At 44.0% G+C, this 23,570-nt stretch carries 19 protein-coding genes; 8 read left to right on the forward strand and 11 right to left on the reverse strand.

Annotated features, from left to right (window positions below; genetic code table 11):
* The first annotated feature begins 3 nt into the window (after positions 1–3).
* Complete coding sequence (gene nagR / locus MKX71_RS17995) at positions 4–735, forward strand: N-acetylglucosamine utilization transcriptional regulator NagR (protein WP_003228089.1); 732 nt, start codon at positions 4–6, stop codon at positions 733–735.
* A 19-nt stretch (positions 736–754) separates the two neighbouring features.
* Here the strand turns inward: nagR and MKX71_RS18000 are convergent, their stop codons facing one another.
* The gene (locus MKX71_RS18000) at positions 755–4,624 is read right to left on the reverse strand and encodes a metallophosphoesterase (RefSeq protein ID WP_339231456.1); all 3,870 of its coding nucleotides are present in this window, start codon (positions 4,622–4,624) and stop codon (positions 755–757) included.
* 164 nt (positions 4,625–4,788) lie between these two features.
* On the opposite strand from MKX71_RS18000, the gene MKX71_RS18005 reads away from it, so the two are divergent.
* Entirely contained in the window at positions 4,789–5,262 is a 474-nt protein-coding gene (locus MKX71_RS18005; protein ID WP_003228083.1) for a MarR family transcriptional regulator, read from the forward strand.
* A 40-nt stretch (positions 5,263–5,302) separates the two neighbouring features.
* Here the strand turns inward: MKX71_RS18005 and cypX are convergent, their stop codons facing one another.
* The gene (gene cypX, locus MKX71_RS18010) at positions 5,303–6,520 is read right to left on the reverse strand and encodes a pulcherriminic acid synthase (protein WP_017695292.1); all 1,218 of its coding nucleotides are present in this window, start codon (positions 6,518–6,520) and stop codon (positions 5,303–5,305) included.
* Positions 6,521–6,535: 15 nt separating this feature from the next.
* Entirely contained in the window at positions 6,536–7,282 is a 747-nt protein-coding gene (gene pchC / locus MKX71_RS18015; RefSeq protein ID WP_033884614.1) for a cyclo(L-leucyl-L-leucyl) synthase, read from the reverse strand.
* A 425-nt stretch (positions 7,283–7,707) separates the two neighbouring features.
* Between pchC and pchR the strand changes: the two genes are divergently transcribed.
* Both pchR and MKX71_RS18025 read left to right on the forward strand, forming a co-directional pair.
* Entirely contained in the window at positions 7,708–8,217 is a 510-nt protein-coding gene (gene pchR, locus MKX71_RS18020; RefSeq protein WP_003228073.1) for a pulcherriminic acid biosynthesis transcriptional regulator PchR, read from the forward strand.
* 20 nt (positions 8,218–8,237) lie between these two features.
* Positions 8,238–9,449, forward strand: coding sequence for an MFS transporter (locus tag MKX71_RS18025; RefSeq protein ID WP_003228068.1), 1,212 nt, complete (start codon positions 8,238–8,240; stop codon positions 9,447–9,449).
* Positions 9,450–9,476: 27 nt separating this feature from the next.
* Here the strand turns inward: MKX71_RS18025 and MKX71_RS18030 are convergent, their stop codons facing one another.
* From MKX71_RS18030 to yvlA, 4 genes are read right to left on the reverse strand one after another with little or no spacing between them, the layout of a single operon-like run.
* Positions 9,477–9,836: a phage holin family protein gene (locus tag MKX71_RS18030; protein WP_003228066.1), complete on the reverse strand. Its 360-nt coding sequence runs from the start codon at positions 9,834–9,836 to the stop codon at positions 9,477–9,479.
* 1 nt (position 9,837) lies between these two features.
* The gene (locus MKX71_RS18035; protein ID WP_003228065.1) at positions 9,838–10,035 is read right to left on the reverse strand and encodes a PspC domain-containing protein; all 198 of its coding nucleotides are present in this window, start codon (positions 10,033–10,035) and stop codon (positions 9,838–9,840) included.
* A gap of 4 nt (positions 10,036–10,039) precedes the next feature.
* The gene (locus MKX71_RS18040) at positions 10,040–11,137 is read right to left on the reverse strand and encodes a DUF4097 family beta strand repeat-containing protein (protein ID WP_003228061.1); all 1,098 of its coding nucleotides are present in this window, start codon (positions 11,135–11,137) and stop codon (positions 10,040–10,042) included.
* Between the two features lie 24 nt (positions 11,138–11,161).
* Positions 11,162–11,488, reverse strand: a complete 327-nt coding sequence (gene yvlA, locus MKX71_RS18045) for a protein YvlA (RefSeq protein WP_003244375.1) — start codon at positions 11,486–11,488, stop codon at positions 11,162–11,164.
* 217 nt (positions 11,489–11,705) lie between these two features.
* On the opposite strand from yvlA, the gene MKX71_RS18050 reads away from it, so the two are divergent.
* Positions 11,706–11,936, forward strand: a complete 231-nt coding sequence (locus tag MKX71_RS18050) for a hypothetical protein (RefSeq protein ID WP_003235419.1) — start codon at positions 11,706–11,708, stop codon at positions 11,934–11,936.
* Positions 11,937–12,134: 198 nt separating this feature from the next.
* Here the strand turns inward: MKX71_RS18050 and hag are convergent, their stop codons facing one another.
* The 4 genes from hag to MKX71_RS18070 all read right to left on the reverse strand — a co-directional run bounded on the left by hag (position 12,135) and on the right by MKX71_RS18070 (position 18,577).
* Positions 12,135–12,956: a flagellin Hag gene (hag, locus tag MKX71_RS18055; RefSeq protein ID WP_029318328.1), complete on the reverse strand. Its 822-nt coding sequence runs from the start codon at positions 12,954–12,956 to the stop codon at positions 12,135–12,137.
* Positions 12,957–13,294: 338 nt separating this feature from the next.
* Complete coding sequence (uvrA, locus tag MKX71_RS18060; RefSeq protein ID WP_003228057.1) at positions 13,295–16,168, reverse strand: excinuclease ABC subunit UvrA; 2,874 nt, start codon at positions 16,166–16,168, stop codon at positions 13,295–13,297.
* Positions 16,169–16,175: 7 nt separating this feature from the next.
* Positions 16,176–18,161 (reverse strand): excinuclease ABC subunit UvrB, encoded by a 1,986-nt coding sequence (gene uvrB / locus MKX71_RS18065; RefSeq protein ID WP_029318327.1) that lies wholly within the window; start codon positions 18,159–18,161, stop codon positions 16,176–16,178.
* A 185-nt stretch (positions 18,162–18,346) separates the two neighbouring features.
* Positions 18,347–18,577 (reverse strand): CsbA family protein, encoded by a 231-nt coding sequence (locus tag MKX71_RS18070; RefSeq protein WP_003228053.1) that lies wholly within the window; start codon positions 18,575–18,577, stop codon positions 18,347–18,349.
* A 444-nt stretch (positions 18,578–19,021) separates the two neighbouring features.
* On the opposite strand from MKX71_RS18070, the gene MKX71_RS18075 reads away from it, so the two are divergent.
* The 3 genes from MKX71_RS18075 to MKX71_RS18085 all read left to right on the forward strand — a co-directional run bounded on the left by MKX71_RS18075 (position 19,022) and on the right by MKX71_RS18085 (position 23,528).
* Positions 19,022–21,517, forward strand: coding sequence for a PEP/pyruvate-binding domain-containing protein (locus MKX71_RS18075; RefSeq protein ID WP_221776945.1), 2,496 nt, complete (start codon positions 19,022–19,024; stop codon positions 21,515–21,517).
* 76 nt (positions 21,518–21,593) lie between these two features.
* Positions 21,594–22,163, forward strand: coding sequence for a TetR/AcrR family transcriptional regulator (locus tag MKX71_RS18080; protein WP_080529853.1), 570 nt, complete (start codon positions 21,594–21,596; stop codon positions 22,161–22,163).
* Between the two features lie 30 nt (positions 22,164–22,193).
* Positions 22,194–23,528, forward strand: a complete 1,335-nt coding sequence (locus MKX71_RS18085) for an MFS transporter (RefSeq protein WP_167408472.1) — start codon at positions 22,194–22,196, stop codon at positions 23,526–23,528.
* Positions 23,529–23,570 lie beyond the last annotated feature (42 nt).

The following is a 23,570-nucleotide window of genomic DNA, read 5'->3' on the forward strand; positions in this document are numbered from 1 at the left end:
CTTATGAATATCAATAAACAATCGCCTATTCCGATTTACTATCAGATTATGGAGCAATTAAAAACCCAAATTAAGAACGGAGAGCTGCAACCGGATATGCCTCTTCCTTCTGAGCGCGAATATGCCGAACAATTCGGGATCAGCCGGATGACAGTTCGCCAGGCGCTTTCTAATTTAGTTAATGAAGGCTTGCTCTATCGCCTGAAGGGGCGGGGCACCTTTGTCAGCAAGCCAAAAATGGAACAAGCACTTCAAGGGCTGACAAGCTTTACCGAGGATATGAAAAGCCGCGGGATGACACCGGGCAGCAGGCTCATTGATTATCAGCTTATTGATTCGACTGAGGAACTCGCGGCTATATTAGGCTGCGGGCACCCCTCCTCTATCCATAAAATCACTCGGGTGCGGCTGGCAAATGATATTCCGATGGCGATTGAGTCCTCACATATTCCGTTTGAGCTTGCGGGTGAATTAAACGAATCGCATTTTCAGTCGTCGATCTATGATCATATTGAAAGGTACAACAGCATACCGATTTCCCGTGCAAAACAGGAGCTTGAGCCAAGCGCTGCCACCACGGAAGAAGCGAACATTCTTGGTATTCAAAAGGGAGCGCCGGTCCTATTAATCAAACGAACAACATATCTGCAGAACGGAACTGCTTTTGAGCATGCAAAATCCGTATACAGAGGCGACCGTTATACATTTGTCCACTATATGGATCGTCTTTCATAAAAAAAGCCTCCAACCCTTTTTAAGGATTGGAGACATGGCGAAAATCAAACTGGTCTGGTGCTGGACGATATGTCTCTTTTTTCGTCTTGAACTTCCAGATCGGTGATTTCGTTTTGCCGTTAAAACTGTCTTCCACTATAATGTACCAATAATAAACAGACTGCGGTTCAAGATGATCCCAGCGGAATTCAGCTGTGTCCCCGCTCTTCACTTGCTCCCGTTTTCCGAGCTCTTCATTGGTATATACGTTACATTCAAAATAATCGGTTTCCACCTTTTTGATTCTTGGCTTCAAATCAAGCGAAAGGGAAAATTCATCCTTGTTGCCATAGGTATCCGTATCATAGTAGTTCTTATCCTTTACATACGGAGAGTACGTCAATACGTGCACCATGTCATTGGCCTGGTCAAATTGAAGCAAACGCAAATACCCTTGGCCGCCTTCTGGCCCGCCCTGATAATCGGCCAGCATTTGATGCACAAGACGATCCGGTTTCCCATCACCATCATCATCCAGCTCATCTGTTTTTCTCATCGCACTATGATAATGCCCGCTCAACACCATCACGACATTCGGGTTCGGCTTTACGATTTCTTTGAATATTTTCTCTCCGATCGGGCTTCTGTTTCCGCTGACCAGCAAATACTCATGAAAAGCTAAAATGGCCATCCGGTCAGGATGCTTCTTCAGCACCTGATTCATCCACGCGATGTCTTCATCCGTAATGCCCCATCCCATGTACAGCATGATATAATCATTGCCGTTGCTAGAAATCAGGTCATAATGTCCGCGGTTGTTTTTATAGGAACCGCCATAATGCAATTTTTTATCAAAACGATCGCTGCCAAAATATTTGCCAAACGCCCTGTAGGAGCCGTCCTTATGCCCGACATCGTGGTTGCCGGCCAGCACGCCGTAAGGAATTCCGCTCTTATCCAGAACGGACATTGACCGATCAGCGTTTTTCCACTGTCTGATATCGGCGGAATCATCTACAATATCACCCGTGTGGAACACATATTTGATATTGAGCTGCTTTTGGTTATCTTTTATCCATTCGGTCTGTTTATCAAAAATATGCGGATAGCTTTCGGCGTAATACTGTGTATCAGACATCCAGACAAATGTGTACATATCCTTCGCAGGAGGAATTTCATCCTGTACAATCACATTCATTTTCGACTCCCGTACAAAATCGGCGGCAATCACAGACGCTTTCAGCGTAAACGGTTTGTCATCCTTCGCGACGAAGCTGTCAACAGGCTGCCATTCGTTTGTCCGATAATTCCAAGCATACATCGTCACCTTTCTCCCCGGCAAAGAACTGCCCTTCCAGACCGCTTCTGCCAGATCATTCTCATCAATTGATGGATCAACCGTCACTTCAAAGCGATGATAAGGGAAAAGCTCTTTGTTTTCTGTCGATACTGTTTTTCCATCAGCAGCTGATACCCGCTCCAATTCTTTATTCGTAAATGGGGTCTCCCTTTCCGGCACAAAGCTTTTCGGCGGTTCAGTCAGTGACGCGTGCTTAAATATTTTTACATGATTTCGCGCTGTATATTGAAATCCCCTATAAAAACCAACATCCATGGCGTCATTCGTCGGATCTTTCACCCGTACAGAAAGCTTAGCCTTATGCGTGTCGGCTTCGCTGTCTATAACCTCCGGCTGGTCCGGATGCTCTCGTTCGGTTTTAAACGTCCTCTCAATCACTGTTTTATTGCCCGCGAGATCCGTTGCTGTCACTTTTAGAGAATGTTTTCCCGGCAAAAGGTCAGAAGATGACGTATGATATGGGAGTGTAATGCTTTCTCCATCTAACGACGCCTCCGCTTCCTCAATTCTGCTCCATTTATCATACATATCCGCCTGCAGGATAAGGTTTCCTTTATACGTTTGCCCCTCGGTGATATTCGGCTCAATGTGAGGTCCTGAATTATCTACCCGTACAACCAGGCTGACATTTTCCTTCCCGTCGCTTGCTTGAATATGGTGAGCGCCTTCAGAAAGCTTTGATGTATCCCACTCCAGCAGCTGTGATGTAAATAGTCCGTCAGGCAGATTGAACTGAAATTGCCAGCTTTTATTTGAGCGCTGATTATCGCCAATAAAGAGTTCCTTCTCAGGGGACACCCTCTGATCCCTGATCACCGTTCCATCTGATAACACCAATCGGGCGTTTTTGACTAAGAAGTCATCACGGTTTTCAGCAGTATCAAACGGAGACACCTTCGAACCTGAACGTATCGTAATACGCTGCAGCTGCTTCCCTTTCCGAAGCAGTGTCTCTGGCAATGGAACAGAATAGGTGCGGTATTTATTTGTTGTATCATCGAACACCTTCAGCACTTTGCCTTCCATCGTTACCGCGTTTTTAAAATAAAGGTTCGTTTTCCTCGTATCGAATGCAAAATATACTTCTTTTTCCATCGCGGGCTCTGTCACTTGTTTTCTCCCGTCAATCCATAGCTTAATGCGGTCAGCTCGCCCTTCTGTCGTGGCTTTGAGAAATTGAGTTCCCGACAGCGTGTCTCTGTTTTCAATATTCAACCGCAGACCGTGCGCCTTGCTTGTTTGTTTAATATCAATCATTTTGACCGGCGTTCTCGCTTCATTGATCCCGTCCCCGGCCGCCACATAATACTCTAGTTGATCCTTCCCGATCAATTCAGGCGAATACACAATATAATGGTAGAGATTATCGTTACGGTCTTTTTCAGCAAGAATTCGCTTAAACGGTTTGTTCTCATCCGTCCGGTAGTAAAAGGCAGCTGTTTTCACTAGACTTCGGTCCCGTATGTCAGCCCGCAGCTCAATGCTTTCAGCAGGGCGGACAGGCTTGCGGTCAGTCAAATCCTCAATAACCGGCTTTTCTTTATCGAGCTTGATTTTCCGTTTCTGGTCGGGCACCTGTGCCTGTAATACGGTTCCGGGAGACGGATTCTTTTCCCCGATTGAAATGTTCAGAAGTTCTGCTGTTCCGTTCAGTGGATACTTATAAAGCACTGATGACAGCCGGCGCAGCGCATGTTTCCGATAATGCGCAACCGAAATGTCCTTTCCTGTATTCGTTGATATCACAACGGCCCGCGGCCTCGTATTGGCCATACCCTCTGTCTCGTCTATCACCGCAAGATTTTTTCCTTCTTTTAGTTGTGTCTGATAATAACGATTGAAATCCGCTGACGTCAATTCTGGATGCCCGGCAGGCTTCAGCCAGACGACAAACGTTTCGCCGGATGGTATCAAGATCCTTTCATCAGGTCTCCAAATCAGATCGGAGTCAGGCCCTTCTTTTGGGTAGCGGTAACGGATATGGTAGTCTTTAAAATCAATCGTTCTGTCAGTCGTATTAAAAATCTCAATAAATTCATAACCGTCTGCGCGTCCTATATTCTTCGTATCAACCGCCAGCTCTGTGATCAGAAGCTCCGGAATATGGGCAAGGTCAGCCTGGTATCCTTCAAGCTTCAGTTTCTTCGTCTCCGACTCAACCCGCTGCTTCCCATTCGACATCACAATGTAATACTCAAGCTCGCTGTTCCAAATCAAACGTTTCGGAATTTGTGCCAAAAACTTGCGGACCGCTCCGGGGGTCGGGTCCATCGGCACCATTTTGTAGCCCAGCTCATTACTTTGTTTATAAAAAAGAAAGGCGGAAAATGCTTGATACGAATTATCGCGAACTTGAGCCTCAATCATTAGATTGCTTCTCATTTCAGCTTTCACATCAATTTGAGGAGGATTTTCAAGCAAGGGTATGTAATGAGGCGTTTGAAATAGTTCCTGCTGTACAACAGGAAAAGCTTTCGATTCATGATGGCCGCCAGACAAAACGGAAAGAAAAGACAGTAATATAGAAGCAATAACCGTGTATTTCCTCATCAAAGCACCTCCCTTTTCATGTATTTTGCGTCTGAACAGGGAAGCTTATGAGTTCATTTTTGTGCATAAAGAACAAAAAAACGTCTGTCTCTTGAAAATTCCACTATTACCCAGTAAACTAAGAATAGTTAACCAGTTAACAATTAAATCAGAGAGGCAAATTGATGGACAACAGCATTCATGATGAATTATTTCAAGCTATACAACAATTCGCATTAAAAAGGGATAAACGCGTCTGGCAAAAGGTGCAGATACCATCCATTGGCATATCCTCACAACATCACGATCACCTCAAAAAAGACTGGACTTTGACCCAGCTTCACATTGTTTCCTGCATACATACCAGCCAAAATGTGAACAACAGCTTCTTAGCATCCCGTTTACACATCTCAAAAGCCGCTGTTTCAAAAGCGGTTCATGCTTTGTTGAAACACAATATCATTACAGTGACAAAAAAGCCTGGCAACAAAAAAGAAATTTTTTATACGCTAACTGATAGCGGCAGAAAATTGGCGGCATTACATGAACAGCTTCATGAGAAAGCAAAGGAGCAATATAAACAGCTTTTCAATGAATTTTCAATTGATGATTTAAAAACAGTGACTGCGTTTTTCAACTTGTGGATCAAATATATGTAAAAAGAGTCTCACCCGCATGGGAGAGACCTTTGGAATTCTATTATGCCCCGTCAAACGCAACGAGAAGTGAAACAGGTCCGCGTGTATACAGACCGGACTCAGCATAACAAAAATCTTCCTCTAATCTGATATTCCGCATCTTATCCAGCACAATATTAGCTACAATTTCGATTTCGTTTTTGGCAAAAGCTGCTCCTACACAGTTATGAATGCCGGATCCGAAAGCGAGATGCCGGGCGGCGCCGCTAAAAGCGCTCTTGATACCAAGATCTTCCCGATGAATATTAAACACGTCAGGCTGTTCAAATGCTTCAGGGTCCCGGTTAGCCGCACCGATCATACAAAAAACAATCGTATCTTTTTTGATTTCCATACCGCCGACCACTGTATCTTGGGACAGCTGCCGCGGAATCAGCTGAACCGGCGGTTTATAACGCAATGTCTCCGCAATGGCTCTCGGAACTAACGAACGGTCAGCCAAAACATCATTCATCTGCTCAGGATTGTTGAGCAAATGGTAGATCATCAGTGCCAGCGTCTTATCAGCCGGTTCCGTTGCGGCTAACAGCACATTAAGAATCAGTGCGAGTATATCCTTGTCCGACAGCGCCATGCCTTCATATTCAGAAGTACATAGGATCGAAATTAAATCTGATCCCGGATTGACGCGACGTTCTTTAATGACCGGCATCAAGTATTGGGAAAGCTGTTCGCTGCACCATAACGAATGTGCCCGCGCTTCAGGAGATTGAGAGATACTCGTGATAAAATCGGCAACTCCGCTGTGCCACTCAGAGATTTTTTCATGGTCTCTTTTATCCAGCCCGAGCATGTCCATCGTGACGCACACCGCAAACGTCTTTCCAAAATCATTGACGAGATCAATTTTCCCTCTTTCAAGATAAGGCGCTAACAAGTTTTCTGCATTTTGTTTAATCAATGGAGACAGATGATCCAGTGCGTCACCGATAAAGCTTCTCACTACAATTCTTCTTTTGGCAGAGTGTTCTTTTCCATGCATTTGGGCCAGCACAGGGCCTCGCATTACTGGTTCGGCACGCTCAACAAGTGATTTCGTCGTGAAAATATCCGGATGCTGAAGGATATAGCGGACATCATGATAGCGGCTGATAAAATAACTGTCTATCGACTCTTCATAATGAACCGGATCTTCCTCCCGCAGTTGTGAAAAATAAGCATATGGATTGTTTTGAAATTGATCAGAAAGCACACTAAACAATTTAATCGATTGGCTCATGTTTTACTCCCCCTATCATCCTTCAGATGTGATCCGTTTCTCAGAAAGCATCTGCGCCATTTCCTGTACAATGAGATACCCTTGATTCGGCCGCATACAAATAGAAAATTCATGGTTACTGATCTTCTCACCGAGCTTCCACGGACGATGATAAGCAAGGAGCGTCTCTTCCACCTCTAAAATATCCGGAGCTCCGATAAAAAACGGCAGCTCAGCTATGACATATTCCACAGCCAAATTCAGCATATCCTCACTGACTTCTTCCATCATCAAACTGACGCCCCGTGCACGCCCGATTATCGCTTCACGAGACATGTCCAAACAAGCATGTCGAAAATGAGGCTGCTCAAAAAAAGCATGTTCAACTTCTTGTCTCAACAGCTGGTAGGCTTTGTTATCCATAAAATCAGAAAATGTATGAATCGCCTTCGGATCCCCGCCATGAGCCACAAGGGCTCTTTCTGCAAATCTCCTGTTTCGTGATACCTCTTTCCTTACTTTTCGTTCAGCCTTTCCTCTCGGAGTTCCAAGCGCTTCTAGAAGATTAGCCGCCTCATGCCCTGCAAGTAAAACTGAAACGCTTTTAAATTGAGCTTTCGCCCATCCAATTAATCTGTAAATATAATCCTCTGAAAACCTGCTGTTAAATGGGCTGATCCCCACCAAAACATGCCTGCGCCGTTCAAATATTTCTCTGCAGTTTTCTGTTAATGCCTCAGCAATAAAATGCACAGACCTTCTTTCCGTTACCATTCCGGTCATCTCATTCACCCCTAAAACTTATCCCGCTTTAAGTCATCACCCTCAAATACAAGATGGAATAGCTAGATCAACTGAACAAGACGAATGGCAGGCATCACTTAAAGTTTCCAAATGTTTTTTAAGATTTTAATAATCATTTTCAATACCCATATCATGATAAATGTTTACTAGTAAACATTAGTCATTTTATCCCTTTTCCTTCCAAACGTCAATATGATCTGTGCCCAAATATTTGAAAATAAATGTAAACATCACATTTTCCACACACTTTTTACACGCATATTCAGCATGACATATCAACAAATAGTCTAAACACCAACAATTGACAATGAAAACAAGAAAAGATAAAATAAAATTGTTCACCAGTAAACTATTTGTTTTATTGTTTCATCGTAAACTATTATTCCTAAGAAAGAAGGTAGCCTATGTCTGATTTGACAAAACAGATGATATACGACATATACGTGAGACTGCTGCACCTTAATGAACAAAAAGCGAACACTTCACTTCAGCAATTTTTTAAGGAGGCCGCAGAAGAGGATGTAGCTGAAATTCCCAAAAATATGACAAGCATTCACGTCATTGACTGCATCGGCCAGCATGAACCCATTAACAATGCGGGGATTGCCAGAAAAATGAACTTATCGAAAGCGAATGTAACGAAAATCAGCACAAAACTGATCAAGGAAGAATTCATTAACAGCTATCAGCTGACAGATAACAAAAAAGAAGTTTATTTTAAATTAACCCGTAAAGGCAGACGGATTTTCGACTTACATGAGAAACTGCATAAAAAAAAGGAGCTGGCTTTTTACCAATTCCTCGATTCATTTTCACAAGAAGAACAAAAGGCTGTATTGAAGTTTCTAGAGCAGTTGACGTCAACACTTGAAGCAGAACAAACCGATGGGACTCCAGACAAACCTGTAAAGTAAACAAAAAGGCGGTGTACACTTTGGCTCATACAAAATCAAAGGCAGTATTGATCTTATACACTGTTTGCTTCAGTGCATTTTTTGCATCTTTAAGCCAGAACATTTATTCACCTATTCTTCCGATCATTAAAGAATCATTCCATGTTTCCACAGCTATGGTGAACCTGTCAGTCTCTGTTTTTATGATTGTGACAGCAATAATGCAAATTATATTAGGAGCGATCATTGATTTTAAAGGCGCTCGGATCGTCTTGATTACCGGTATTCTGGCAACGGCAGCAGCCAGCATCGGCTGTGCGGTGACTACTGACTTTACCTTGTTTCTGATATTCAGAATGATACAGGCAGCCGGTTCCGCAGCACTGCCTCTTATTGCTGCCACAACGATCGGACAGCTGTTTACAGGAAATGAACGCGGGAGTGCAATGGGAACGTATCAAATGCTCCTGTCTGTCGCACCGGCTATTGCTCCAGTTCTAGGAGGATTCATAGGCGGAGCAGCCGGATACGAAGGGATTTTTTGGATACTTGCGGCCATCTCTATCGTTTTGCTGGTGACAAACAGCATCACCTTTCCTAAAGATTCTCCAACTGAATCTATGCAGCAAGCCAAAGGCAATGTGTTCGCTCATTATAAATCAATATTTACAAATCGAACAGGGAACGTCATTTTGACTTTAAGTTTTGTTCTCTTTTTCATTTATTTTGCAGTAATTGTCTACCTCCCAATATTGCTGACAGAGCATTACCATATAGATGTGGGTATAGCAGGACTGTTATATTTGCCGCTGGCGCTGAGCACGATTGCAGGTACGTTTCTGTTTAAAAGAATACAGGCAAAAATCGGGCTGCACACCTTGTTTATCGGAAGCAATGTGATTGCCGCCTGCAGCATCATTTTATTTGCTGTTACACATTCCGTTTCTCTCGTTCTCATGGCTCTGACGCTGGCACTGTTTGGCATCTCGATGGGGGTTATTCCTCCCTTGTACTCTACAATGATTACTAATGAATTTGAGCACAACAGAGGGAGTGCAATCGGAATGTTTAACTTTATCCGATATACAGGCATGGCAGCAGGTCCGATGGTATCTGCCTACTTGCTCACAATGATGCCGTCTGCCATGTCCTTTAGCCTCCTAGGCCTTGGATTTGCCGCATTGAGCTTTTGCCTTCTTCCGCCAATGTTTTCGCCGCAGAAGCGCACGAAACAAAAAAAGCACCACATGTAAAAAAGCTGCCTTTGCGGGCAGCTTTTTTTATTTTTTTCTAAGCGGCTCTAAAATGCCTTTTTGAATCAGCAAATGGAAGACCGACAGGATAACGGATGCCCATATCGCTGTGCCGAAGCCGTCGATTTGAAAGCTGTCACCCATAATGGACGCGGTCATCATAAGCGTGATGGCGTTAATCACAAACAAGAAGAGTCCAAGCGTCACCATGGTGACCGGCAGTGTAAATATAATTAAAAGCGGTTTAATCAGCACGTTTAAGATCGATAAAATGAGGCTGGCGATAATCGCTGCCCCAATGCTGCTGATATGGATGGAGTCAATATATCCATCAATGACGATTAATAACAATGCATTGACTAAAATGCTGACTGCCCATTTTACCATGTCATTTCATATCCCTTTCTGACGGGACGATAAAAATCCAAATGATATAAATGAGCAAAACCGGCAAGACACTTGTCATAATGGCTAAGATGACAGTTATGACTCTGAGGAGTGATGCGTCCCAATTGAAATATTCCGCGAGACCTCCGATAACACCGGCGATTTTCTTATTTTTTTCTGAGCGATAAAGCTTATTCATTCGATCACCTCTGTGAGTACTTTAGTTTGATGGCGCCTGTTAGTGATTCTGAGAAGACGGTGATGTTTTGATCATGTGCCTGATTTGAAGTGAACATCATTTCTTTTTGAATCGTATCATTTTTTTCCTTCAGCATCTCTACATCCATTAATTCATGGGACAGCGTACCAAGATTGCTTTTCAGCTCTGCCTTCACTGCGAGATCGTCCGGAATTGCAAGCTCTACATTTCCAGTCGTTGTTTTTGCATAAATGGAGCGGCAGTCTGATTCTGTTACGTTAATCGCAATATTTCCGTTAAAGCTTTGAACGTCAATGGATTCGCTTTTCCCTCGGAGATCGATCAATCCGTTAATGGTTTCCGCTTCTATCGTACCGCAGCTGTGGCTTGCGAGCTTAATTTGCCCGTTGGCCGTTTCAGCTATGGCTTTTTCGGCTGTTAAATACGAGAACGACAGCACGCCGTTTGTCGTTTTCGCTGAGAACTCTTTTACATGTAAATGTTCCCCTCTGACTGGACCGTTAAACAGCTTCACCCGAATCTTATCATACTCCTTCTGAGGAATATACAAAGTGACATTCGTTTTCATCGTCTTTTTCTCAGTACGGATAAAAAACTTATTACCTTTGATTTCACATTCAATATGCTGAAGAAATGCGTGTCTCGCCGCATCCTGGCTGTCAGCGCGATATACCTTCGCCTGGCATTCCGCTCTGATATCGTCATCTTCCCAAGGGACGATATTTACGCTGCCATTGGCAATTTGCAGCTCAACACTGGAAAAGTCAGTATCTTTAAATTGAAAAATGTGCTGAACATCATACGCATGGCCAAAGTTTAAATCAAGGTCAACTTCCTTGACCTTTTTCACAGCAGAATCAATCCAGTCAAACAGCTTGGCTCCTAAAGACGGTTTGCCGCTTTCTTTTTTTGCCGTTGTAAATGGCTCTTCCTCGTCATGAACGTGAACTGAGAGCGCTGTGATTTTCTCTTCTTTTTCCTTGTAGTCGCTGTCAAGCTTTTCAATCAGTGTCAAAGCTTCTTGTGCTGTAAGCTTTCCTTCCTCAACAAGCTTAAGGATTCGTTCCTTTTCTTGCTTCATTACGATCTCCTCCCCATTGTCTACTTATGCTGCACGCAGGACCTTAATGCCCTGAATCACATTCCAAATGATAATGCCAATGACAACTAAGAAATAAATAACCGCTCCCCCGATGATTACAAATACAGGAAGCAAGCTGTCTCCATCAATCGCAACGGCTCCGCCAAGTAAAGCAATAAAAAGGAACAGCCAGCCGACAAACGGAACAATGTGAGAAATAAGAGAGCGTATCGCATGGCGTTTTGTTTCTTTCTCATTTACAACAAAATATGCGACAATCGGCACAATGATTGGCGCAATGAACACACTGAAATAACAAAGTGATGCAATAATAGCTTGATTACGGTTCAATTCATTCCACACTCCTATTGTGAATTGTCCATGACAAAAGATCAGGGACGTTTTACTTATTTATACGTTTAAAATCTCTTCAGGTTTCAAATTCATTCTTTAGACATGCTCCGATTTACGGAAATTGGATTTTAAAAAGTTTTAGAAGTAGAATCTTCCGGCTATACCGATTACAATATGTAAAAAGCTTACGGCAACCAAGGAGGCTGGACAAGCAATGGAGAAAGATCCCAGTGACTATACAGTAACACAAGAATCAGTGTTAAAGCTGATTCATGAACAAAAAAGAATGAATCGTGAAATGATCGCCGAGCTTGAGCAGATTCACGGACCCTTCCCGATCTCTCACGATATCCAATATATAAAAGTGCTGCTCGACAGCAGCAACACGCATATTGTTCAAGATTTAATGAGTGTAAGTAAGCAGCTGTATAAGAAGACTTTGTAATTGCGGAAAACATATCATTCATTATAACTGAAACAAAGCTAAAGGTTAGATGACAATATCTTGCCTTTTTTGTTTTGAAAAAACAAGTGATTCCCTGGCTGTCACAAAATGATTGTAACAAAAAAAGCCTGCCGGCACATCCAGTTAATGGACTCTGTCGGCAAGCTGTAACTATCAGAAAGAGATAGCCGTTCAAAATTAACGTAACAATTGAAGCACGTTTTGCGGCTGTTGGTTTGCTTGAGCAAGCATCGCTTGAGAAGCTTGAGAAAGAATGTTGTTCTTTGTGAAATCGCTCATTTCTTTCGCCATGTCAACGTCACGGATGCGAGACTCAGCAGCTGTTAAGTTTTCAGAAGAAGCACCAAGGTTGTTGATTGTGTGCTCTAGACGGTTTTGTACCGCACCAAGTTTAGCACGTTGGTTTGAAACACTTGTAATTGCACTATCGATTTTAACAATCTCAGTGTCAAAACTAAAATCATCTGCTGAAACATCGATACCTTTTACTCCTAAAGTTGTTGCATCCATGTTACCAATTGTAACATTAATATTTTGGCCAGCATTTGCACCAATTTGGAATGTAAATCCTGCTGTTTCACTACCGTCTAAAAGTTTTTTTCCGTTAAATTCAGTACGTTGAGAAATTCCATCGATCTCTTCAGTTAAAGCATCCATTTCATCTTTAATTGCAGTTAAATCTTCAGTTTGCTGTGTACCTGTGTTTCCTGCTTGAACAGTAAGTTCACGCATACGTTGAAGGATTGCATGGGTTTCAGTCAATGCACCCTCAGCTGTTTGGATAAGAGAAATTCCATCTTGAGAGTTTTTAGAAGCCATTTCAAGACCTCTGATTTGTCCTCTCATTTTTTCAGAAATCGCAAGACCCGCTGCGTCATCTCCCGCACGGTTGATGCGAAGACCAGAAGAAAGTTTCTCCATGTTTTTTGAGCTCGCACTGTTGTTTGAAGACAAACGGTTTAGTGTGTTAAGCGCTGCAATATTGTGGTTGATTCTCATGTGAAAAATACCTCCATGTGTATATGTTTTTGAAATCAAAGACTTCCTTTTCTTTGATTTCTGGCGTATCAGATTCCAATAAAGCTTCTAACCTATGTAGATTCAGTTATTGCTTAAGGATGCCTTTAAGCTCCTTAATAGGGTTTGTCTGCTTAATTTGGAAATCATCATCCGCCTTTCAATTCATATATCGACAGCAATTTGTAAATGTTTAGGCGTTTTCCCAAAGAAATTTTACCCAAAGACGATTCTAAACCTATTATGCCGTAAAGAAAAAGCTTGCCTGCTAAGCCCAAGGATGGACTTGCTGACAAGCTGTCCCCTCTTAACAGAGGGTTTTAAGATGTAGCTGTTTCTTTCGCTTTTAAGAGCGATTTCATGCGTGTTTTGTCACGTTCGATAACAGGCTTCAAATAACGGCCTGTATACGATTCTTCCACTTCAGTGATTTCCTCAGGCGTTCCTGACGCGACAATGGTTCCGCCCCCGGCTCCGCCTTCCGGGCCCAAATCCACAATGTAATCGGCCGTCTTAATGATATCAAGATTATGCTCAATAACCAGTACAGTGTCTCCGTTGTCTACCAACCGTTGCAGCACGACAAGAAGCCTGGCGATATCGTCGACATGCAAACCTGTCGTCGGCTCATCTAAAATGTAGAGCGTGCGTCCGGTCGAGCGTTTGTGCAGCTCTGATGCGAGCTTCACGCGCTGCGCTTCTCCGCCTGACAAGGTCGTCGCCGGCTGGCCGAGCGTAATATAACCTAAACCAACATCATAAAGGGTTTGGAGCTTGCGTTTGATTTTCGGGATATTTTCAAAGAAAGAAAGAGCATCTTCAACCGTCATATCAAGCACATCAGAGATGCTTTTTCCTTTGTACGTCACTTCAAGCGTTTCACGGTTATAGCGTTTGCCGTGACACACCTCGCATGGAACGTATACGTCAGGAAGGAAGTGCATTTCAATTTTAATAATCCCGTCGCCGCGGCAGGCTTCACATCGTCCGCCCTTCACGTTGAAGCTGAAACGGCCTTTTTTATAGCCGCGGACCTTCGCTTCATTTGTCTGCGCGAATACATCACGAATGTCATCAAATACACCGGTGTATGTCGCAGGGTTGGATCTCGGCGTTCTTCCGATTGGCGCCTGGTCAATGTCAATGACTTTATCTAAATGATCCAAACCTTTAATCTCTTTATGGCTGCCGGGCTTCGCTTTCGCTTTATGAAGCTTTTGCGCCAGCGCCTTATGCAAAATTTCATTAACGAGTGTACTCTTTCCTGAACCGGAAACACCTGTAACTGCTGTAAACGTCCCAAGCGGGAACTTGGCATTCACTTTTTTCAGGTTGTTTTCTGATGCACCTTTAATTTCAATGTAACGTCCGTCCGGCTTTCTTCTTTCAGGAGGCAATGGGATAAACTTTTTCCCTGATAAATAGCTGCCCGTTAATGAGTTTGGATCTTCCATCACTTCTTCCGGCGTACCCGCAGATATCACCTGTCCGCCGTGAATGCCGGCTCCCGGTCCAATATCTATTAAATAATCTGCTGCCATCATCGTGTCCTCATCATGTTCGACAACAATCAGCGTGTTCCCGAGGTCTCTCATATTTTTCAGAGCGCTGATCAAGCGGTCGTTATCACGCTGATGCAGACCGATAGACGGCTCATCTAAAATATAAAGCACACCGGATAAACGCGAGCCAATTTGAGTCGCCAGCCTGATGCGCTGCGCCTCTCCTCCGGACAATGTACCCGCTGCCCTGCTCAATGTCAGGTAATCGAGGCCGACTTTGTCCAGAAAGCTTAAGCGCTCCACAATTTCGCGCAAAATCAAATTGGCGATCTGCATATCCTTCTCAGAAAGGGTGAGATCTTTAAAGAAGGCAAGTGCGTCGGCGACAGACAGCTCGGTAATTTTTCCAATGTGGCGACCGTCAATCAGTACGGCAAGCGCCTCTTTCTTTAACCGATAGCCTTTGCACGTCGGACAAGACTTCTGAGACATATACTGCTCCATTTGCTCACGTATGAAATCGGAGCCTGTCTCCTTATAGCGTCTTTCAATGTTGCGCAATACGCCTTCAAATTGAATTTCACCTTCGCGGATTTGTCCAAAATCATTTTCATATCGGAAATAAATCAGGTCATCTCCGCTGCCGTACAGCACTTTATCCAGTTGATGCTTCGGCAAATCTTTGACCGGCACATCCATATCAATCCCGTAGTGGGTGCAGACTGCCTCAAGCAGCTGAGGATAATATTGTGAGCTGATCGGTGTCCAAGGGGCGACCGCATTCTCCTTCAATGACAAATCTTGATTGGGGATGACAAGATCGGCATCCACTTCAAGCTTCATTCCGAGACCGTCACACGTCGGACACGCCCCGAACGGACTGTTAAACGAAAACAGACGCGGCTCAAGCTCACCAATTGAAAATCCGCAGTGCGGACAGGCATGATGCTCGCTGAACATCAGCTCTTCCTCACCGATGACATCGATCATAACCCGTCCTTCACCTAAACGGAGCGCCGTTTCCAATGAATCTGACAGCCGGGCTGCCACGCCTTCTTTCACGACAATCCGGTCAATGACTACCTCAATGGAATGCTTCTTGTTCTTTTCTAATTCGATATCGTCAGAAAGCTCAGCCATCTCGCCGTCAATTCTGACTCTGACATAGCCTTGTTTTCTAATCTGTTCAAGCACTTTGACATGAGCGCCTTTTCGGCCCGAGACAATCGGCGCCAGCACCTGAAGCTTCGTCCGTTCCGGGTATTCCAGAATTCTGTCCACCATTTGCTCGATAGTCTGGGATGTAATCTCAATTCCGTGCTCCGGACAATGAGGCTTCCCTACTCTCGCATATAAAAGACGCAGATAATCATAAATCTCAGTTACCGTACCGACAGTAGACCTCGGATTGCGGCTTGTTGTTTTCTGATCAATGCTGATGGCGGGAGAGAGCCCCTCAATTGCATCCACATCAGGCTTATCCATTTGCCCTAAAAACTGGCGGGCATAAGCAGACAGCGACTCGACATACCGTCTCTGTCCTTCAGCATATATCGTGTCAAAGGCAAGGGAGGATTTACCTGATCCGGACAAACCCGTGACAACGACAAGCTGATCTCTCGGAATCGTTACATCAATATTTTTCAGGTTATGCGCCCTGGCTCCCTTCACCTCTATCCGATCCATAGCCATTTGTTCATCATCCTTCCGCTTTTAGCTCTAAAAGTAAATCGCGAAGCTCCGCGGCTCTTTCAAAGTCAAGCGCCTTGGCGGCTTCCTTCATTTCATGCTCCATCTGTTCAACGACTTTCTGGCGTTCTTTCTTCGTCAGTTTCGACAGCTTCGGCGCGGCTTTTGTTTTGTATTCCGCTTTATCCTCAGCTGCTACTGTGGCACGAATGACATCGCGAATTTCTTTATTTATCGTTTTCGGCGTAATGCCGTGCTCTTCATTAAACCGCTCCTGCTGCTCGCGGCGGCGTTTTGTTTCATTAATCGCAATTTCCATAGACTTCGTTATTTTATCGGCGTACATAATGACGCGGCCTTCCGCATTTCTCGCTGCCCGTCCGATGGTCTGGATCAGCGACCGCTCCGAACGAAGGAAACCTTCCTTATCCGCATCCAAAATCGCAACAAGGGATACTTCGGGAATGTCCAAACCTTCCCTCAGCAGGTTGATGCCGACAAGCACATCGTACTTGCCAAGGCGCAGGTCGCGGATAATTTCAATCCGTTCAAGCGTCTTGATCTCAGAATGCAGATAGTTTACTTTAATGCCGATTTCTTTTAAATAATCGGTCAGATCCTCTGACATCTTCTTCGTCAAAGTTGTCACAAGCACCCGTTCATTCCGCTCTATTCTAGCTTGAATTTCGCCGATCAAGTCGTCAATCTGACCTTCGATTGGACGGACGTCAATAAGCGGGTCAAGAAGCCCCGTCGGACGAATGATCTGTTCGACCATTTCATCTGTATGTTCAATCTCGTACGGCCCTGGTGTTGCTGATACATACACGATATTGTGCATATGCTTTTCAAATTCCTCAAAACGAAGCGGACGGTTATCAAGCGCTGATGGAAGCCGGAAGCCGTGATCCACGAGCACCTGTTTCCGCGCCTGGTCTCCGTTAAACATGCCGCGCACCTGAGGAATTGTCACATGCGACTCATCCACCACGATCATAAAATCGTCTGGGAAATAATCAAGAAGCGTATACGGCGTTGAACCTGGAGGCCGCAGCGTCAAATGTCTTGAATAGTTCTCGATGCCGGAGCAGAAACCCATTTCACGCATCATTTCAAGATCATATCTTGTCCGCTGCTCTAAACGCTGCGCTTCAAGGAGCTTTCCGTTTTCATGCATGACCTTCAGCTGCTCCTCAAGCTCCTTCTCGATATTTTGAATCGCCTTCTCCATTTTCTCGGCTCGCGTTACGAAGTGGGATGCCGGGAAAATCGCAACATGATCTCGGTCGCCGAGAATTTCTCCTGTCAGCGCATCCACTTCCCGAATCCGTTCGATTTCGTCACCGAAAAATTCAACTCTGATACAATGCTCATCACGGGATGCCGGAAAGATTTCCACTACATCCCCGCGCACACGAAATGTACCGCGCTGAAAGTCGATATCGTTGCGGGCATATTGGATGTCTACAAGTTTTCTGAGCAGCTCGTTGCGCTCAATTTCCATTTCAGTCCGCAGTGACACGACCATTTCCCGGTATTCCTCAGGCGAACCGAGGCCGTATATACAAGACACACTCGCAATAATAATGACATCTCTACGCTCAAACAAAGCTGATGTGGCGGAGTGTCTCAGTTTATCAATTTCATCATTAATACTAGCGTCTTTCTCTATAAATGTATCCGTTTGAGGCACATACGCCTCCGGCTGATAATAATCATAGTAGCTGACAAAATACTCGACAGCATTGTTCGGAAAAAATTCCTTGAACTCACTGTAAAGCTGTCCAGCAAGGGTTTTGTTATGGGCAATCACGAGAGTCGGCTTATTGACTTCTTTAATCAAATTAGACACCGTAAATGTTTTCCCAGTTCCTGTCGCACCCAGCAGAGTCTGATGCTTCTTGCCCTCCTGAATTCCTTTTACAAGCTTTTCAATGGCTTTCGGCTGATCTCCTTGGGGCTGATATTTCGAGACTAACTCAAAGCGATCTTTCACAAAAATAAGCCTCCGTTTCTTTAACGAAATCTTCCTATAGATATAGTAACACAATGGAAAGCAAAATCACTAAAAATACGAACTAAAGTTCGGTGGTTTTTTATTTCCAGCTGTTTTTGTGTATAAAAAACCTGCTTTTAAAACGTAAAAGCAGGTATTCAGTCTTTATATTCATTATGTCCGATTTATTCTTCTTTTTTCTCTGCAGCTTTTTTGGCCATATACAGTCCGCCAGCCACAAGAGACACAACATCCAATCCTACAATAAAATACGTTTCTGTATAGCCTTTTAAATAAGAGGCAAACAGCAATGCAGCTGTTAAAGCGATCGCCACATAATGATTAAAGGTGACTCTAGTAAATAGAACAACAAGCATAAAAGGGAAAAACAATGCAAAAACGGCTTTTGTAATCAACAAAAACCCTCCTCAGGGATTCTTCATCTGATCTGATTATAGTAAAAAATGAAGAATCGGACAATCGTGCATTCGCTCCCTCTACTACACCATACCCCTTTTCAGCCAAAATCAATCACTATATTTGCATTTTGGTGCCGGTCAAAACTTATTCCATGGTGCCGCTGTTCTAATCAGCGGCACTTTTTTTATTACCATCAAGTCCGCCGCCAGATTCCGAGAATAAAAGAAAATAGGCATAGAGTAACAGTACGGCCGAATTTTTCAGGATAATATAACCAACTTAACTATTCATTTTATTTAGGACTTTTTGCGTTTGACAGCATTTTCCTGAAAACCTACAATTGAATGATAGTGTTTACTATCATTTTTTTAAACACAGGCTCCGCAATAAAAAGACTAGAGAGAAAAACAAAATGAATGAAGAAAAGAGGGGTTTCAAATATGTATTCTGTTTTATTTCGCCAGGCAGAAGAGTCCAGCCAGCTGGCTGGAGCAAAAGGAATGAATTTGATTAAATTGACCAAACACGGTCTTCCTGTTCCGGACGGGTTTATTATTCAAACGAATGCGCTCGCACGTTTTATGGAGGACAACCAGCTTCAAGAGACTAGTGAAAACGTCGAAAGCAGGATCATTTCCGGAACATTTTCGGATGAGCTGAAAGATGAGCTGACTAGTTCCTTTTATAAGCTTAGAGAATCATATCGATCCGTAGCCGTGCGTTCTTCGTCTGCCTCGGAAGATTTAGAAGGCGCCTCATTCGCGGGTCAATATGAAACCTACTTAAATATCAAAACAGAGGAAGAATTTCTGGCTAAAGTGAAAGAATGCTGGGCCTCATTTTTTTCTGGGCGGGTCAGCAGCTATAAGAAAAAAATGAACAATCAAATCGCAGAGCCGTTAATGGGAATAGTCGTTCAGGGGCTGATCGATTCAGAAATGTCAGGTGTTATCTTCAGCCGCAACCCTGTTACCCATGATGATAGAGAGCTTTTAATCAGCGCCAGCTACGGGTTGGGTGAAGCTGTTGTTTCAGGAAGTGTTACCCCAGACACGTTCATTGTTAATAAATCTTCGTTTGAGATTCAGAAAGAAATAGGTGCAAAGGAAATCTACATGGAGTCTGCGGCAGAAGGAATTGCTGAAAAAGAAACGAGTGAAGACATGCGCAGCCGTTTTTGCCTTACAGATGAACAAGTGATTGAATTGGCTGAAATCACAAAAAAAACCGAAGACCTGTACGGATATCCTGTCGATATAGAATTTGGAATTGCTGATCATCAAATATATCTTCTGCAAGCTCGTCCGATTACAACCATTGATCAGGACAAAAAGGCGGCAGAAGAAAAACGCAGCTTCATGATTACCGACACTGATATGAATGATTTCTGGCTTAACATGGAGTCTAATATTGAAGGTCCGGTGAGTCCGTTATTTTCATCCTTCATCGTGCCGGCATTGGAATATGGCTTGAAGAAGAGCATGCAAAAGTTTCCGATTGGTGTAGTTGTTGATGAAGTAAAACTTTATCGCGGACATATTTATTCCAAAAACCAAGGCGGACAACAGCCTCCTTCTGAAGACTGTGGCAAAGAGCTTTTCCCGATTTTATCGGAGCATATGTATGACATCATCAATCACACATACCTCCCATTTTACCGGACACTGGACCAGCTCGCACAAACTGAGCATACCGCAGAAAGCGCACTGGATGCTTTTCAAAAACTAAAGGCCTTTTATCTCACGGCTTATGAAGAGCACTTCAATATCGTTTTCCCGCAAATCCTTTTAACAAACAAACTGCAAGCGATGTATCAGGACATTCAAGGAGAGTCCGAAAACGCTCATTTTTACGAGATGCTGACAGGAAAAATGAACAAATCACTGGAAACGGAACGTTGCTTATGGCTATTTTCTGTGGAAGTTCAGGAGAACCCGAACCTTCTGGCCATTTTTGAAAACAACAAGCCTGAACAACTCCAGGAGAAATTGGAACAAACAGATGAGGGAAGACACTTCCTGAAGAACGTCCATGAATTCTTGCAAGAATACGGATGGAGATCTGTTAAAAGTCATGATCTGATTGAACAAATCTGGGTGGAAAATCCGTATTTCGCTCTGGCCAATATTCAAAATTATGTCCGTAATGGCTATCATTTTGACAATGAATTTCAGAAAACGAAAGAAAAACGAGAGAAATTATACAATGAATTCTTGGAAAACATAGAAGATCCCGGTTTGCGCACCGAATTTGACCGGTATTATCAATGGACACTGAACTCTGCAAATATAAAAGATGATCACCACTTTTATATTGACGCCATGCTGGATGCCAAGGCGAGAATCTTTCTGCTGAAGATAGGTGAATTGCTGGCGGAAAACGGTGTCATTCAAGATCGTGAGGACCTTTGGTTCTTATATGACGACGAAGTGGAACAAGCGCTTCTTCACCCTGTATCCCTGCAAGAAAAGGCTGAAAAACGCAGACAGATTTTTCATGAGTATGAGCTGGCCCAAGCCCCGGCCTACCTCGGCACCCCGACAAAAGAACAGCTCAAAGCAGCTGAAGAAATTGTCGGCGCTGTGATAGAGGATGAAAAAAACACAGAGAATCATATTTTTGGCATTGCGGCATCAAGCGGCATTGCGACAGGTCCGGTGAAAATCATTCGGGACGCCAATGAATTTTCTCAATTCGCGCCTGGGGACGTACTCGTTTGCAAGATGACCACACCGCTATGGACCAGCCTGTTTCAAGACGCCAAAGCGATTATTACAGACACAGGCGGCATTTTGTCTCACGCTGCGATTATTGCCCGTGAATACGGCATTCCAGCCGTTCTCGGCACACGCACGGCAACCGAAAGACTGCGAGACGGTGACATCATCACTGTTGACGGAAGCAGCGGCAAAATCACAGTTGTCAGCCGGTCCTGATGCGTCCCCCCTCTTTCTTATACAAGCGGGGCGGGTGTATACTTGTCCTGCCAGTATATTCGTGAGGTGAAACGTATTGAGACCGACAAACAAGAGAATCCTTGACGCTGCCATGCAGCTGCTCGTCAAAAAAGGATATCGCGCAACAACTACAAAAGAAATTGCAGAAAAAGCAAATGTAAGTGAAGCGACGATTTTCAGGAACTTTAAAAACAAACAAGGACTAGTTGAGGCTTTGCTTTCTCAGCATTCTTCAAACAGAGGCAGCATTTTGGAACAAACAGAAGGGGATTTGTACAAAGACCTGCTTCATATCGGAACCTGTCTCTTGGAGGAGCTCGAACATAGAAAAGATATCATTAAAATCAGCTTTCGTGAACCGGCCATGTTTCAGGATGTCATTAACCACGTCACTGAATATCCCCAATCTATGAAACAGCTATTGGTTGATTATCTCAAAACAATGGGTGAGAAAGGGGTTATTCAGACAGGAAATGAAGCGGAGCATGCCGACGTGTTCATGTCGATTATCTTCGGTTATTTCATTCACTGTCTCCACTTAGGAGACCGGGTCATATCAATGCCCCAGGAAAAAATGCTGGAGCACAGCACAGCTCTATTTGTCAAAGGAATTTCTGCTGATTAACTCCTTGGCATAATAAAAAGGAGGATCCCAATGAGCTCAAGAAAAGAATGGGCGCTGATCGTCTCGCTATTATTGGGGGCCATTCTGGTTCCCATTAACTCAACGATGATCGCGGTCGCGCTCTCATCTATTTCCCATACGTATAACGAGTCCATCGCAAGCATCACTTGGGTGGTTACCGTTTATTTAATCGTGATGGCAGTCACACAGCCGATTGCAGGAAAGCTCGGTGACATGTACGGCAATAAAACAATGTACTTATGGGGAGTCGGCCTTTTTCTAATCGCATCTCTAGGCTGCGCCCTTTCACCGAGTCTGCTCCTGTTAATTGTCTTTCGGGCATTGCAGGCTGTCGGCGGGGCATTGCTTACGCCAAACAGCATTGCCATTATCCGGCATGTTGTTTCTGAAAAACGCCTACCGAAAGTGTTTGGATTTTTCGGACTGGGTGCGGGACTGGGTGCAGCACTCGGGCCTTTTATCGGCTCTATACTGATTGACAGCTTCAGCTGGCATTCGATTTTTTGGGTCAACATCCCGTTCCTCGCCATTGCTTTATTTACGGCATTAACGATGTTTCCTCAATATAAAGAAAATAAATCTGACGCGCCGCTGGATATCATCGGCTCTCTCTTGCTTGCAGGCAGCATCGTTTCAATTATCCTGCTGACGAAAAATGAGGCTCCATGGGGATATGCGGTATACAGTGTATTGATACTTCTTTTTGTTCCGCTTTTTTTCAGAAGAGAAAAACGTACCCAGCACCCCATCATTGACTTTGCACTGTTTAAAAGCTCAACCTTTACAAATGCGAATCTATCAGTCTTGTTAAGCAATTTGATGATGTATGCCGTCTTATTGATTATGCCGTTATTTATGACAAACCAATTTGGGCTTAATACGTCTAACAGCGGGATGGCGCTTTCTGTATTTTCGATCTTCATGTCAGCCAGCAACTGGGTGGGCGCGCAGCTCCATCACAAATGGGGAGCCAAAAAAATCATTTTTCTTTCATTTGCCATGATGGCTGGTGCGAATCTATTATTTTTGCTGTTAAGCAGCTCGCATTCTGTCTTGTTCCTCATGCTCTCTCTTATCCTTGGCGGGCTCGCTTCCGGAGTCGGTCTGACCAGCATGCAGGTTTCATCCCTTGCCACAGTAGACCCCGGAATGTCAGGAGTGGCATCCGGGATTTTCTCGACCTTCCGTTATTTCGGAAGCATCATTTCATCAGCCTTAATTGGCCTGATTTCGGGATATCACACCCTATTTATGATTCTCTTTGCTGTATCCATCATCGGCGTTTTTGTTTCATTGGGCATCAAATCTGATGAAACGGCACGGATAGAAAAAAACTCAGCGTAACACAAAACAGCCCGGCATCGCATCATCCTGCGGTGCCGGGCT

It is taken from the genome of Bacillus sp. FSL M8-0071 (assembly GCF_037975455.1).
Lineage (GTDB): Bacteria > Bacillota > Bacilli > Bacillales > Bacillaceae > Bacillus > Bacillus subtilis.

Bases quoted from the DNA above. Each gene is read 5' to 3' on its own strand.
- pchR (WP_003228073.1), top strand. From the start codon at position 7,708: ATGTCTGATTTGACAAAACAGATGATATACGACATATACGTGAGACTG.
- uvrA (WP_003228057.1), bottom strand. From the start codon at position 16,168: ATGGCTATGGATCGGATAGAGGTGAAGGGAGCCAGGGCGCATAACCTG.
- MKX71_RS18085 (WP_167408472.1), top strand. From the start codon at position 22,194: ATGAGCTCAAGAAAAGAATGGGCGCTGATCGTCTCGCTATTATTGGGG.
- MKX71_RS18040 (WP_003228061.1), bottom strand. From the start codon at position 11,137: ATGAAGCAAGAAAAGGAACGAATCCTTAAGCTTGTTGAGGAAGGAAAG.
- pchC (WP_033884614.1), bottom strand. From the start codon at position 7,282: ATGACCGGAATGGTAACGGAAAGAAGGTCTGTGCATTTTATTGCTGAG.
- MKX71_RS18035 (WP_003228065.1), bottom strand. From the start codon at position 10,035: ATGAATAAGCTTTATCGCTCAGAAAAAAATAAGAAAATCGCCGGTGTT.
- MKX71_RS18030 (WP_003228066.1), bottom strand. From the start codon at position 9,836: ATGGTAAAATGGGCAGTCAGCATTTTAGTCAATGCATTGTTATTAATC.
- MKX71_RS18075 (WP_221776945.1), top strand. From the start codon at position 19,022: ATGTATTCTGTTTTATTTCGCCAGGCAGAAGAGTCCAGCCAGCTGGCT.
- cypX (WP_017695292.1), bottom strand. From the start codon at position 6,520: ATGAGCCAATCGATTAAATTGTTTAGTGTGCTTTCTGATCAATTTCAA.
- hag (WP_029318328.1), bottom strand. From the start codon at position 12,956: ATGAGAATCAACCACAATATTGCAGCGCTTAACACACTAAACCGTTTG.
- MKX71_RS18000 (WP_339231456.1), bottom strand. From the start codon at position 4,624: ATGAGGAAATACACGGTTATTGCTTCTATATTACTGTCTTTTCTTTCC.
- nagR (WP_003228089.1), top strand. From the start codon at position 4: ATGAATATCAATAAACAATCGCCTATTCCGATTTACTATCAGATTATG.
- MKX71_RS18005 (WP_003228083.1), top strand. From the start codon at position 4,789: ATGGACAACAGCATTCATGATGAATTATTTCAAGCTATACAACAATTC.
- MKX71_RS18050 (WP_003235419.1), top strand. From the start codon at position 11,706: ATGGAGAAAGATCCCAGTGACTATACAGTAACACAAGAATCAGTGTTA.